Origin of the sequence: Flavobacterium sp. (genome assembly GCF_044361015.1) — a bacterium.
GTDB lineage: Bacteria > Bacteroidota > Bacteroidia > Flavobacteriales > Flavobacteriaceae > Flavobacterium.
The window spans coordinates 13,919-26,877 of the sequence record NZ_JBIKJL010000009.1; the positions used below are offsets into that span (position 1 = coordinate 13,919).

Genomic DNA, 12,959 nt, shown 5'->3' on the forward strand with positions numbered 1-12,959 from the left:
TTATTTCGATTTATATGGTTTTGTGAAAAATTTAACGGGTGTTGAAGTCTATAAGATATGTAAACTCTCCTTAATTTTCACCGCACATTTTTCGCCGTCAATAGCAGCAGAAACAATTCCTCCGGCAAATCCTGCTCCTTCTCCACAAGGATAGAGTCCTTTAATTTGAAGATGTTCTAAGGTTTGAGTATCTCTGGGAATTCGAACCGGTGATGATGTTCGACTTTCCGGTGCATGCAAAATGGCTTCGTTAGTTAAATATCCTTTCATTGATTTACCGAATTGCAAAAAACCTTCTCGCATGATTTGGGCTAAAAATCCGGGAAAAACCTGTCCCATTTCAACCGAAGTTGTTCCCGGAACATAGGATGTTTTAGGAATCGAAGTAGAAATTTTATTTTGCGTAAAATCAATCATGCGTTGTGCAGGAACTTTCTGTGTCTGTCCAGCTAAATGCCACGCTTTTTGTTCGATGGATTTTTGAAATTCCATTCCGGCTAAGGCTCCAAATTTGGCAAAAGGTTTAAAATCTTCCAATTTTAATTCTACTACAATACCGGAATTGGCAGTAGCTTGGTCTCTTTTGGAAGGCGACCAACCGTTGGTAACCACTTCACCCGGACTGGTAGCACACGGAGCAATTACGCCACCCGGACACATACAAAACGAATACATCCCACGACCATTCACTTGCTTAACGATTGAATAGGGAGCCGGTGGTAAATAGTCACCTCGAAAATCGCAACTATACTGAATCGAATCAATCAATTCCTGTGGATGTTCTGCACGAACCCCTAAGGCAAAAGGTTTGGCTTCGATCAGAATTTTTTTTCTTTCTAGTAATTCAAAAATATCACGAGCGGAATGTCCGGTGGCTAAAATGACTTTGTTAGCCGAAATTGATTCTCCATTTTGGGTTACAATTCCTTGCATTTCATTGTTTTTGACAATAAAATCCGTCACACGGGTTTCAAACAAAACTTGTCCGCCGCATTCGATGATTTTTTCACGAATATCTTGAATAATTTGTGGTAATTTATTGGTTCCAATGTGTGGATGAGCTTCTATTAAAATATATGGAGAAGCTCCGAAACCTACTAATAATTGTAGAATTCTATCGACATCACCTCTTTTTTTGGATCGGGTGTATAATTTTCCATCGGAATAAGTTCCTGCTCCGCCTTCGCCAAAACAATAATTGGAATCTTCATTCACAATATGGTCTACATTAATGGCTTTTAAATCTCGGCGGCGACCGCGAACATCTTTCCCACGTTCAATAACAATAGGTTTTAAGCCTAATTCTATAAGTTGAAGAGCTGCAAAAAGCCCTGCCGGACCTGCCCCAATAATGATAACTTCTTTTTGATTGGCTACATTTGGATAATGGGGTAATTCGATTTTTTGTTCAGAAAAAGGTTCTCCTTGAAAAAAAACAATCAACTTCAAATTGATTTTAATAGCTTTCTGACGAGCATCAATTGAACGTTTTAAAATCGAAATATGCTGAACTTCTGATAGCGTAATACGAATCATCTTCGCCACATGATCTTTTAATAAAAAATCATTGGCGGCAACTTCGGGTACTACTTGAATGAGAAGTTCTTTGGGCATGGTTATCTTTTTGCAAAAGTAATTTTTTTAATTTGTACCGCATAAAAAAAGGTTCAGCAATTGCCAAACCTTTTAGAACAAGATTTTAAAAAAAACTAATTTTTAATGAACTTATAATTTAGTTTTTGATTATTTACTTCAATGTAGATAAAATATACTCCGGATTGTAGTTGACTCACATCTATATTTTGATAGGAATCAGAATTTTTCAATTCTTTGATTAGACTACCATTAATCGTAAATATTTTAAAATTATCAATTGAAAAAGTACTTAAATTATTGATGTTAATTACATTATTTGCCGGATTTGGGTAAATGGATATTGCTCTTTTTAACTCCGATACATCTGTTAAACTCAATGCTACACTTTCTTCTAAAAAGTCAGCAATTCCGTTAGAGTTTGTGTCATCATCCATCGGGTTATTATTTCCGTTGTAATCTTCATCAATGGTTAATATGCCATCTCCGTCATCATCATTATCAAGATAATTGGGAATTCCGTCTAAATCTGTATCAACATTAGTTATGTCATCTGAACTTCTTCCGGAATCAAAAACATATTCAAATTCGGTTAAAACCATATCTCCATCATCATCATTATCTAGAAAATCAGGAATTCCATCACCATCAGTATCGTCATTAGCTAAATTTCCATCACCATTTACATCTTCTAATTCGGTAGAAACAGAATCTGAATCATAATCATTTGCACAATTAACAACTGAAATTTCAACTTCTGTTATCGTACCGCCACCAACGGCATAAAGTGTTTGATTGTTTGGATTTATGTTAATATAATTTGTTCCAGACAAAGCATTTACTCCCGTTGTTGCATCTGATAATGTTTCATGAATTGTTACATTCTGCGGTAAATTAGAATCGATAGCTTCTTTGATTAAGTCCAAATTAAACGATTCAAATCCATCTAAATCATTATCACAAACCGTGTAATAATATACTGAACTTACATTTGGTCTTGCAAATCGCCATCCTTCATTTGATGCTGTCCAGACTCCTGTATTTCTTCCGGGAGGAGTGAAGGAAATACTACCACTTTCATTTATTATACCAATTAAAGCGTTTCCACCATTCCAAGCAGAACAAACCGGTTTGTCAACAATTTGTACATCGATGAAGTTAAATGTTTCATATAATATCAATTGAAATGTGCTTTTTAACTGCGAACAGGAAAAATGTGGTTGATTTTCGAACAAGACAACAAATTTTCTATATGGTGCATAACCAACTAACGAGTAAGTTATAGAACCTGTTTGATTTGAATTATACAAATCGTGATAACTTGCAAAAATTGAGTTCTTTATGTTAAGTTGAGAAATTTGAGCATTTAAACTCCACTCACTGAAAGTGCTTGCTAAATTTAAATTAAAACTGACATAACCATTTGTACTGATAGTCAATTGATTAAAATTATTTCCGAAATAATTAAAATCAAAACCAATTGGAATTACTCCAGAGTGCAAATCATCGCTTGTAGTAATTGGTGTAGCAGTTGAAGTATAAATCTGATGTGGAATTGCAGAAACGGTATAGTTTGTTTGTGAAAAACCGAGGTTAATAACAAATAAAAAAAGAAGGTGAATTTTTGTTAAGTAATTGTTTTTCATATGATTTTTTTTTTCAAATGTAAAAAAAAGTTTTAATTTTTCATGTTTTTCTAACTAATGTTTAAAAAGTAATAAAAATAATAGTTGAAAGAATTATTAATGTAATAGAAATGAATTTACTTTTGCTAAAAAAAAGATGTCAAGAAGGATAAAATTGATTTGGGATTTCAGAGGCCCTGCTTCCTCCAAAACTGCGGAACACCATGAAATTCACTTAAAGGAATTTATCACTACTGAAAAATTATCTATAAATATTACCGGTTTTGAAATATACAATGAAATGTATTCCATCGCATTTATTGTTGTTTCCGATGAAAACATGTTAGCAGTAAGAGATGCTTTAAAACCTCATCGAGGGGAAATTTTTAGTGAGCAGTAAGCAGTTTTTAGTGTTCAGTAACTGCCCACTAAAAACTGATTACTGAACACTAATTTGCTACTTCGCTAATAAATTTAATACGCATTAAACGCAATTCTTCAATATCATATTCACCATCAAATTCTTTGAGAGCATCTTCTATTTTATCGGTTTGAGAATCCATAAAATACTCGTGAATTTCTTCTTGTTGGTCATCATCCAAAATTTCATCAACCCAGTACTTAATATTTAATTTCGTTCCGGAATAAACTATCTGTTCCATCTCTTTCAACAAATTATCCATAGTCAATCCTTTAGCTTTAGCAATATCTTCTAAAGATAATTTCCTGTCAATATTCTGTATAATATATAATTTGTTAGCCGAATTAGCTCCGGTTGATTTAACAATTAAATCATCTGGACGAATAATGTCATTCTCTTCGACATAGCGAGCAATTAATTCGATAAAAGGTTTTCCGTATTTTTTTGCTTTTCCTTCTCCCACACCATGCACATTACTCAATTCATCAATTGAAATTGGGTATTTCAATGCCATGTCTTCTAAGGAAGGATCTTGAAAAACTACAAAAGGAGGCACACTCATTTTTTTTGCTTCTTTTTTACGTAAATCTTTCAATATAACCATTAAGGCCTCATCTGCGGTGCCGGTAGATTTAGATGCAGCTACAATTGCATCATCTTCTACTTCACTGTATTCATGATCTTCAGTCATCATAAAGGAACTTGGATTTTTAATATACTCTGCTCCTTCTTTTGAAAGTTTTAAAATTCCATATGTTTCGATATCTTTATATAACAATCCTGCCACTAATACTTGACGTATCAAAGCCATCCAATACCGTTCATCATGATCACTACCGCAACCAAAAAGGTCTTGCGTATCGGTTCTATGTGCTTTAATTACGGCATTTATTTTACCCATTAAGGTAAATACGATTTCTTTCGATTTATATAAATGTTTTGTATCCCGAACAACCTTAAGCACTTTTACCACATCTGCTTTCGCTTCTGCTTTCGCTTTAGGACTGCGTACATTGTCATCCATGTCACCACCTTCTCCGGTTTCATTGTCGAATTCTTCCCCAAAATAATGTAATAAAAATTTACGTCTGGACATCGAAGTTTCGGCATAAGCAACAACTTCTTGTAACAAAGCAAAACCTATTTCTTGCTCAGCAACGGGTTTTCCCGACATGAATTTTTCAAGTTTTTCAACATCTTTATAAGAATAATAAGCCATACAATGCCCTTCACCTCCATCACGACCTGCACGACCTGTTTCTTGATAGTAACTTTCCAATGATTTAGGAATATCATGGTGAATTACAAAACGAACATCCGGCTTGTCAATTCCCATACCAAAAGCAATTGTAGCTACAACCACTTCGACATCTTCCATCAAAAACATATCTTGATGCTTGGCTCTGGTCTTAGCATCTAATCCCGCATGATAAGGAACGACACTGATTCCGTTAACTTGTAGAACTTGGGCAATTTCTTCCACCTTTTTTCTGCTTAAACAATAGATAATACCTGACTTACCTTTATTATGTTTTATAAATTTGATAATATCCGATTCTATATTTTTTGTTTTTGGGCGTATTTCATAAAATAAATTAGGACGATTGAACGATGCTTTATAGGTTGTAGCATTAGACATATCCAGATTTTTAAGAATATCTTCTTGCACTTTTGGAGTAGCAGTCGCAGTTAATCCAATGACCGGTACATTTCCCAGATGTTTAATAATATTTTTTAGGTTTCTATATTCAGGTCGAAAGTCATGTCCCCATTCTGAAATACAATGAGCTTCATCAATGGCTATAAATGAAATTGGAACCGATTTTAGAAAATCCACATACTCTTCTTTTGCTAAAGATTCGGGAGCAACATATAATAATTTGGTAATTCCTGAAACAATATCTTTTTTAACTTGATTTATTTCTGTTTTGGTTAACGAAGAATTCAATACGTGTGCTATACCATCTTCCGAAGAAACGCTTCTGATGGCATCAACTTGGTTCTTCATCAAAGCAATCAAAGGAGAAACCACAATTGCAGTTCCGTCCTGAATTAAAGCAGGCAGTTGGTAGCACAACGATTTACCACCACCAGTTGGCATTATAACAAAAGTATTTTCTTTATTCAAAATACTTTTTATGACTTGATCTTGTAAGCCTTTAAAATAATCGAAACCAAAATACTTTTTTAATTCCTTGTGAATATCAATTTCGTTGGGATTCATTCTTATGTAATGGTATTTTAATTAAATTTGCATTCATAAAGATACAACTTTCTTTTATTCATACAAATTTTATATCTATTCCGTTTTGATAACAAAAGAAAAAATTTTAGCAATCGCTAAAGAAACCATTCTATCAGAAAGTAAAGCCATTTCAAAACTCTCTGAATTACTGACAGATGACTTAGCTGATTGCGTGCGGTTGATTTATGAATCAAAAGGGCGTTTGATTGTAACCGGAATTGGGAAAAGTGCCATTATTGCACAAAAAATTGTAGCTACTTTAAATTCTACCGGTACACCCTCTTTATTTTTACATGCGTCAGAAGCTGTTCACGGTGATTTAGGTATGGTACAACCCAACGATATCATAATTTGTATTTCAAAAAGTGGCAATAGTCCTGAAATAAAAATTTTAGTTCCCATTTTAAATCGTTTTGGTAACACTTTAATTGCTATGACCGGGAACCTATCCTCCTTTTTAGCTAAAAATTCAACTTATGTTATAGATACTACTGTTGAAAAAGAAGCTTGTCCGAATAATTTAGCACCAACAAACAGTACAACAGCACAATTAGTAATGGGTGATTGTTTAGCAGTTTGTCTAATGGAAATAAGAAATTTTAAAAGTGAAGATTTTGCCAAATATCACCCTGGCGGAGCTTTAGGCAAAAAATTATTACTTCGGGTTAAAGATATCTTGGAGGATTCCAGAAAACCAATGGTTCGAGCAGATGCAACTATTCAAATTGTTATTTTTGAAATTTCTGAAAAAAGATTAGGTGTTACTGCTGTAATAGAAAATGATAAAATTATTGGTATCATTACCGACGGCGATATTCGAAGAATGCTAAGTAAAACAGAAACAATCAAAGGCATTACAGCGAGGGACATAATGACCGTAAATCCAAAAATGATTGAATCTGATGATATGGTGGTGAAAGCACTAAACATCATGGAAGATTTTTCAATCACACAACTCATTGTGAGCGATGACTCTATTTATAAAGGCGTTATCCATTTACATGATATTTTAAAAGAAGGAATTGTATAATGGCGGATAAAAACACCAAAGAAATGTCATTTCTAGACCATCTTGAAGAATTAAGGTGGATGTTAGTTCGAAGTGTTTCAATCATCTTGGTCCTTGCTATTATCGCTTTTTTCTTCAGTGATTTTATTTTTACTGATATTCTATTCGGTCCTAAAGATCCGGACTTTATAACTTATCGTTTTTTTTGTAAAGTGACCCAATTCTTTGGTTTTACAGATTCTGATATTTGCAATGTTGAAATGCCATTTATTATTCAGAATACTGACATGGGTGGACAAGTATCTTTATTAATATGGGTATCTATAACGGTTGGATTTGTAGTAGGTTTTCCTTTTATATTGTGGGAAGTTTGGAAATTTATAAGTCCTGCTCTTTATTCTAAAGAAAAAAAATATGCAGGAGCTTTTGTAATCATATCTTCTTTCCTTTTTTTCATAGGAGTACTATTTGGCTATTTTATTATTACCCCACTTTCTGTATACTTTTTTGGCTCTTTCTCTACCAGTACTGAAATTGTAAATGAATTCAATTTAGAATCTTATACCAGTATGATTAAAACATCTGTGATTGCTTGTGGTGTTTTATTTGAATTACCTATTATAATTTACTTTTTGTCCAAAATGGGCTTAGTTACTCCTGAATTTTTAAAAAAATACAGAAAATATGCTTTGGTAATTGTATTAATAGTTTCTGCCGTAATTACTCCACCTGATGTTATTAGTCAAGTGATTGTTGCTATTCCCATTATGATACTCTATGAATTTAGCATTTTGATTAGCTCTCTTGTCACTAGAAAAGAATTGAAAGAATTGAAAGAATCAAAAAAAATTAATAGCTAATCTATGTCAGATATAGTCCAAGAATTTAATGATTATCGTTCCAAAATGAACGAAAAACTACTTACTGATAATAACTTAATTATCAAACGTATTTTTAATTTAGATACCAATGCTTATGCTGAAGGAATACTAGATGTAAAAACAAAAGAATTATTAGGCTTAGTCGCTTCGGCCGTTTTACGCTGTGACGATTGCATCAAATACCATTTAGAAACTAGTTATAAACATGGAATAACTCGTGAAGAAATGATGGAAGCAATGGGAATTGCTACCTTGGTTGGAGGCACAATTGTTATTCCACATTTACGTAGAGCTTACGAATTTTGGGAAGCTTTAGAAAATCATAAATAAGATAATCTATTGTTAATTTAAGCTAATCAACCTACAAAATTTGTTTATTTGCACTAAAATATAATCTCAGAACTTCAATAACTTAGGTACCCAGCAACTATTAAAATGAAATTAAGAGCCGAAAATATTGTTAAAACATACAAAGGAAGAAGTGTTGTGAAAGGCGTTTCTGTAGAGGTAAACCAAGGAGAAATTGTGGGTTTATTAGGCCCAAATGGTGCTGGGAAAACTACTTCTTTTTACATGATTGTTGGTTTAGTTAAACCCAATAGTGGTAAAATATTTCTTGACGATTTAGAAATCACCGCCTTTCCAATGTACAAAAGAGCTCAAAATGGAATTGGGTATTTAGCTCAAGAAGCATCCGTTTTTAGAAAATTAAGCATCGAAGACAACATTTTAAGCGTTTTACAGTTAACCAAACTATCCAAAGCTGAACAGGAAGCAAAAATGGAAAGTTTGATTGATGAATTTGGATTGCAACACATTAGAACGAATAGAGGTGACCTATTATCAGGTGGTGAACGCAGAAGAACTGAAATTGCAAGAGCGTTAGCAACTGACCCAAAATTCATCTTATTAGATGAACCTTTTGCCGGAGTTGACCCTGTTGCAGTAGAGGATATCCAACGCATTGTCGCACAATTAAAAAATAAAAACATCGGTATACTGATTACCGATCATAATGTTCAAGAAACGTTGGCAATTACGGACAAAACTTATCTAATGTTTGAGGGCGGCATCTTAAAAGCCGGTAATCCAGAAGAACTTGCTGCTGATGAAATGGTTAGAAAAGTATATTTAGGACAGAATTTTGAATTACGTAAAAAAAAGTTGGAATTTTAAAATTACGTCATTGCAAAACGGAATAATTCAACATTTTTGGAGTTCCATTATAAATATTGATATCGACAGGACCTTTGATGCCTGGAATCGTAGCTTTTTCAGTAAACTGCCAAAAAAGCCAATCATCTTTAATTTGCTCTACAAAAAAATTATAATTGGCAATCCAAAATGAGTAGCCTTTAAATTCATTTTTCAAAAAATCTTTATAATAACTTTCGCCTGAATAAATAATTGGTTTAACACCATAGTGGTTTTCAACTTTTGTTAACCATCGACGTAATCCAACTTTTAAACTATCGATTGATTGTGTTTTAGGTAAGTTTTCTATATCTAAAATTGGTGGAAAATCTCCTTTTTTAAGCGTAACTGTTTTGATGAAATTATCGGCTTGTTTAATTGAATTTTCATTGGGACGATAATAGTGATAGGCTCCACAAACAAATCCGTTTTCTTTTGCTTTCGACCAATTATGTTTAAATTTAGCGTCAATTTTATCTTTCCCTGCAGTTGCTCTGATGAAAGCAAACTCTAGTTGGAAGGTATCTTCGACTGTTTTAACTTCTTCCCAATGAATATCACCTTGGTATTCTGAAACGTCTAAACCAAAGACATTTGAGGAATGTTTGCTTAATACTTGAAAAATTCTTGCTCCTTCAATTTTTGTAGTATTAGTCGTTTTTAATTCGTGTCTGGAGCGAAAACTAAAATAGTAAGCCAATGCTTCTCTATAATGATATCCTGCAATTCCAATAAATAATAAAAATAATAAAAATGCTCCAATGGATAAAAACTTTCCTGAAAAAGGCGATTTTTTACGGCTGGATTTTCTTTTTACAGTAGGTTTTCTTTTAACCGGTTTTCTCATTTATTAGAAAATAATGAAACTTAAAACGATTATTGAACCGTTTTATTTTGAATTACAGAAAGTAGAACATAAAGTAATATTACTAATGGCAATCCTAGTATCTTAAAACTAAACAATAAAATTAGGGAAAACAGTAAAAAAAGCACTTGTATCTTGTGCCTTTCCCATGAAAAATTCTTTATTTTTAAAGAGAAGAGAGGAATCTCAGCATTTAAGATATAAGCACTAAAAGCTGAAATCGCCATCAAAAAGTAAGGGTTACTCAAGAATTCTTTTAGTCCTAAAAAAGTAGTAGAATCTATAATTAAAGGGATACTTAATATAAATAATGCATTCGCCGGGGTTGGCAAACCAATAAAAGAATTAGTTTGTCGGGTATCAATATTAAATTTAGCCAAACGATAACAAGAACCTAATGTTATTAGAAAACCTGCCAAAGGCAAAATATGGTTAGTTGGAAAAAAATCATCCAATACTGAAATACCTTGATTTTGATACTTAAAAATCAATTGAAACATCACAAATCCGGGAACAGCTCCACTGGTTACCATATCTGCTAAAGAATCTAATTGAACCCCCAATGGGCTTTGAACTTTAAACAATCGTGCAAAAAAGCCATCAAAAAAATCCAAAAAAATACCTAAACAAACAAAGAAAAACACAATATCAAACCGATTTCTAGCTACAAAAACTAAAGCTATACAGCCTGATAATAAGTTTAATAAAGTAATAAAATTGGGGATTTTCGACTTAATATTCATATTCAATGGTTTGAAAACAAATTTAATACAATAACTCACAAACAAGTGCGTTTTTTACTTGATATTTTTATGGGAATATTTTTTCTGTTTTATTTCATCATTAGAAAGAAGCACCTCACTAAAATTTTCTATTTTTGAGAAAAAATTGTAAAACCCAAAGGGTATATAAAAAATTTGCTTTGAAAAAAACCTTTATATGTTTATTGCTGTTCATCACGTCCTTTTCTTATAGCCAATCCATCAGAAAATATTCTAATGAGTTCATGAATATTGGTGTAGATGCAGCGGCTTTAGGAATGTCTAATGCTGTTACAGCCAATTCAAACGATGTGAATTCAGGCTATTGGAATCCGGCAGGATTAATCCATTTAGAAGATAATCAGCTATCCTTAATGCATGCCAGCTATTTTGCCAATATAGCCCAGTATGATTATGCTGCCTTTGCCATGCCAATTGATGATCGAAGTGCTTGGGGATTTTCATTAATACGATTTGGAGTGGATGACATTTTAGATACTACTCAACTTATTGACAGCGATGGAAATATTGATTATAACCGAATTAATTTATTTTCAACGGCTGATTACGGGGCAACTTTTTCATATGCCAGAAGTCTACAAGTACCCGGTTGGCAATACGGAGTAAATGCAAAAATTATCCGAAGAATTATAGGAAAATTTGCTAATTCTTGGGGTTTTGGAATAGATGTTGGGATTCAATTTGAACGAAATGACTGGAAATTTGGGTTAATGGTCAGAGATATCACAACAACTTATAATGTTTGGAACATTGATGAAGAGAAATTCCAAAGCATTGCCGATGCGATACCCGGTGAAAATCAGGAATTACCGGAAAGCACAGAAATTACACTTCCAAAAGCTCAATTTGGAATTTCAAGAAAATTCGAATTTAATTATGATTATACTTTACTGAGTTCAATAAATTTGAATATGCAGTTTGCTAAAACCAATGATATTATTTCAACTGATGCCGTTAGTATTGATCCGGCTTTTGGTTTTGAATTTGGATATACCGATTTAGTATTTTTAAGAGCCGGAGTTGGGAATTTTCAAAACATCCAACAAATTGACAATTCAGAAAAAGTGGGATTTCAACCTAATATTGGTTTGGGCTTTAAATACAAAGGAATTCAAATTGACTATGCACTAACCGATATTGGCGATCAAAGTGCCGCATTATATTCAAATGTTTTCTCGGTTAAAGTAGATTTGGGAATTTTTAGATAGTTCTTATGATTCAAAAATTACATTTCTATATTTTTTTATTATTTATTTCACTTTGTGGCCAATCGCTGTATTGTCAAACCTATCCCTTGTCACCAAAATCAAAAATAAGTATCCTGACTTGTGGGAGTGGTGAAGAATTGCATTCTATTTTCGGACATACCGGTATTCGTATTCAAGAACCTTCTCGTGGAATAGATGTGGTCTATAACTTTGGTATGTTTGATTTCAGTACGCCCAATTTTTATTTAAAATTTGTAAAAGGCGATATGCAATACTATGTTGCCAACAGTTCATTTGAACATTTCATGTATTCCTATCGAATGGAAAACAGAAGTGTTTTTGAACAGGAATTAAATTTAACAACGGAACAAAAACAAAAACTTTTTGATAATTTAAATCAAGCTGTATTTTCTGAAGGAAGATTTTATACTTATAAATTTATTGATAAAAACTGCACAACAATGGTGGTTGACAAAATAAATGATGAATTAGGAAAACCTGTTATTAAAAAAGTGGGCAATGTCGAAGAAAGTTATCGTGATGTGCTTAATCCCTATTTAGCTAATTTATTTTATGAAAAATTAGGGATTAATATTATTTTTGGCCACCGAACCGATGAAAAAGCTGAACAGTTATTTCTTCCAATTGAATTATTAAAAAGTTTAGAGCAACTTGAAGTTAACAACAAACCTTTAGCCGGTAAAACGGTAACATTATTCCAACAAGATGTCACATTGCTTTCAAATTCATGGTGGAATACTATTTATACTTTTCTATTATTTTTAGTATTAGTTGTGGTTTCTAATAGAAATTGGATATATCTGCTCTTTTTATTCCTTCTGGGTAGTTTAGGAATCTTCTTGTCATTAGTGGGATTTTATTCTTTACATCGGGAAGTATTACAAAACTATAATGTTCTGCTTTTTAATCCGTTTTTAATTGGAATTGTTTATTGCTATATCAGGAAGAATTTGATTTGGTTTAAACGCATATTTTACTTTGTTTTGACAAGTTTTAGCATTTATTTACTGTTTATGATTAACAAAACACATTTATTTCAAATGCTGCCTATTCTACTGACGATAGTAATAATTCTTTTTAAATTGAGAAAAAGAATCCTTTCAACTCAATAACTA

12 protein-coding genes are annotated in these 12,959 nt (G+C 32.6%); 7 read left to right on the forward strand and 5 right to left on the reverse strand.

Going from position 1 to position 12,959, the window contains the following annotated elements:
- Positions 1-48: 48 nt before the first annotated feature.
- Positions 49-1,614: an NAD(P)/FAD-dependent oxidoreductase gene (locus tag ACIQ2Z_RS04325; RefSeq protein WP_396182932.1), complete on the reverse strand. Its 1,566-nt coding sequence runs from the start codon at positions 1,612-1,614 to the stop codon at positions 49-51.
- Between the two features lie 95 nt (positions 1,615-1,709).
- On the reverse strand, positions 1,710-3,239 hold the full coding sequence (locus ACIQ2Z_RS04330; RefSeq protein WP_396182933.1) for a T9SS type A sorting domain-containing protein: 1,530 nt from the start codon (positions 3,237-3,239) through the stop codon (positions 1,710-1,712).
- A 136-nt stretch (positions 3,240-3,375) separates the two neighbouring features.
- Here ACIQ2Z_RS04330 and ACIQ2Z_RS04335 point away from each other — a divergent pair, with 136 nt between their 5' ends.
- Positions 3,376-3,618, forward strand: coding sequence for a hypothetical protein (locus tag ACIQ2Z_RS04335; protein WP_396182934.1), 243 nt, complete (start codon positions 3,376-3,378; stop codon positions 3,616-3,618).
- Positions 3,619-3,667: 49 nt separating this feature from the next.
- Here the strand turns inward: ACIQ2Z_RS04335 and recQ are convergent, their stop codons facing one another.
- The gene (recQ, locus tag ACIQ2Z_RS04340; protein WP_396182935.1) at positions 3,668-5,863 is read right to left on the reverse strand and encodes a DNA helicase RecQ; all 2,196 of its coding nucleotides are present in this window, start codon (positions 5,861-5,863) and stop codon (positions 3,668-3,670) included.
- An 85-nt stretch (positions 5,864-5,948) separates the two neighbouring features.
- Between recQ and ACIQ2Z_RS04345 the strand changes: the two genes are divergently transcribed.
- The 4 genes from ACIQ2Z_RS04345 to lptB all read left to right on the forward strand — a co-directional run bounded on the left by ACIQ2Z_RS04345 (position 5,949) and on the right by lptB (position 8,950).
- Positions 5,949-6,914, forward strand: coding sequence for an SIS domain-containing protein (locus tag ACIQ2Z_RS04345; RefSeq protein ID WP_396182936.1), 966 nt, complete (start codon positions 5,949-5,951; stop codon positions 6,912-6,914).
- Positions 6,914-7,753 carry a twin-arginine translocase subunit TatC gene (gene tatC / locus ACIQ2Z_RS04350; RefSeq protein WP_396182937.1) on the forward strand — a complete coding sequence of 280 codons (840 nt, stop codon included), beginning with the start codon at positions 6,914-6,916 and terminating at the stop codon, positions 7,751-7,753. The genes ACIQ2Z_RS04345 and tatC overlap by 1 nt, the downstream gene beginning before the upstream one ends.
- 3 nt (positions 7,754-7,756) lie before the next feature.
- Positions 7,757-8,104: a carboxymuconolactone decarboxylase family protein gene (locus ACIQ2Z_RS04355; protein ID WP_396182938.1), complete on the forward strand. Its 348-nt coding sequence runs from the start codon at positions 7,757-7,759 to the stop codon at positions 8,102-8,104.
- Positions 8,105-8,209: 105 nt separating this feature from the next.
- Positions 8,210-8,950, forward strand: coding sequence for an LPS export ABC transporter ATP-binding protein (lptB, locus tag ACIQ2Z_RS04360; RefSeq protein WP_396182939.1), 741 nt, complete (start codon positions 8,210-8,212; stop codon positions 8,948-8,950).
- A 7-nt stretch (positions 8,951-8,957) separates the two neighbouring features.
- Here the strand turns inward: lptB and ACIQ2Z_RS04365 are convergent, their stop codons facing one another.
- Both ACIQ2Z_RS04365 and ACIQ2Z_RS04370 read right to left on the reverse strand, forming a co-directional pair.
- On the reverse strand, positions 8,958-9,815 hold the full coding sequence (locus ACIQ2Z_RS04365; protein WP_396182940.1) for a glycoside hydrolase family 25 protein: 858 nt from the start codon (positions 9,813-9,815) through the stop codon (positions 8,958-8,960).
- Positions 9,816-9,844: 29 nt separating this feature from the next.
- A complete protein-coding gene (locus ACIQ2Z_RS04370) occupies positions 9,845-10,576 on the reverse strand; it encodes a CDP-alcohol phosphatidyltransferase family protein (RefSeq protein WP_396182941.1) in 732 nt (243 codons plus the stop codon).
- A 263-nt stretch (positions 10,577-10,839) separates the two neighbouring features.
- On the opposite strand from ACIQ2Z_RS04370, the gene ACIQ2Z_RS04375 reads away from it, so the two are divergent.
- Both ACIQ2Z_RS04375 and ACIQ2Z_RS04380 read left to right on the forward strand, forming a co-directional pair.
- Positions 10,840-11,823 carry a PorV/PorQ family protein gene (locus ACIQ2Z_RS04375; protein WP_396182976.1) on the forward strand — a complete coding sequence of 328 codons (984 nt, stop codon included), beginning with the start codon at positions 10,840-10,842 and terminating at the stop codon, positions 11,821-11,823.
- A 5-nt stretch (positions 11,824-11,828) separates the two neighbouring features.
- Positions 11,829-12,956 carry a DUF4105 domain-containing protein gene (locus ACIQ2Z_RS04380; RefSeq protein WP_396182942.1) on the forward strand — a complete coding sequence of 376 codons (1,128 nt, stop codon included), beginning with the start codon at positions 11,829-11,831 and terminating at the stop codon, positions 12,954-12,956.
- Positions 12,957-12,959: the final 3 nt, after the last annotated feature.

Bases quoted from the DNA above. Each gene is read 5' to 3' on its own strand.
- ACIQ2Z_RS04325 (WP_396182932.1), bottom strand. From the start codon at position 1,614: ATGCCCAAAGAACTTCTCATTCAAGTAGTACCCGAAGTTGCCGCCAAT.
- ACIQ2Z_RS04330 (WP_396182933.1), bottom strand. From the start codon at position 3,239: ATGAAAAACAATTACTTAACAAAAATTCACCTTCTTTTTTTATTTGTT.
- ACIQ2Z_RS04335 (WP_396182934.1), top strand. From the start codon at position 3,376: ATGTCAAGAAGGATAAAATTGATTTGGGATTTCAGAGGCCCTGCTTCC.
- recQ (WP_396182935.1), bottom strand. From the start codon at position 5,863: ATGAATCCCAACGAAATTGATATTCACAAGGAATTAAAAAAGTATTTT.
- tatC (WP_396182937.1), top strand. From the start codon at position 6,914: ATGGCGGATAAAAACACCAAAGAAATGTCATTTCTAGACCATCTTGAA.
- ACIQ2Z_RS04355 (WP_396182938.1), top strand. From the start codon at position 7,757: ATGTCAGATATAGTCCAAGAATTTAATGATTATCGTTCCAAAATGAAC.
- lptB (WP_396182939.1), top strand. From the start codon at position 8,210: ATGAAATTAAGAGCCGAAAATATTGTTAAAACATACAAAGGAAGAAGT.
- ACIQ2Z_RS04365 (WP_396182940.1), bottom strand. From the start codon at position 9,815: ATGAGAAAACCGGTTAAAAGAAAACCTACTGTAAAAAGAAAATCCAGC.
- ACIQ2Z_RS04370 (WP_396182941.1), bottom strand. From the start codon at position 10,576: ATGAATATTAAGTCGAAAATCCCCAATTTTATTACTTTATTAAACTTA.
- ACIQ2Z_RS04375 (WP_396182976.1), top strand. From the start codon at position 10,840: ATGAATATTGGTGTAGATGCAGCGGCTTTAGGAATGTCTAATGCTGTT.
- ACIQ2Z_RS04380 (WP_396182942.1), top strand. From the start codon at position 11,829: ATGATTCAAAAATTACATTTCTATATTTTTTTATTATTTATTTCACTT.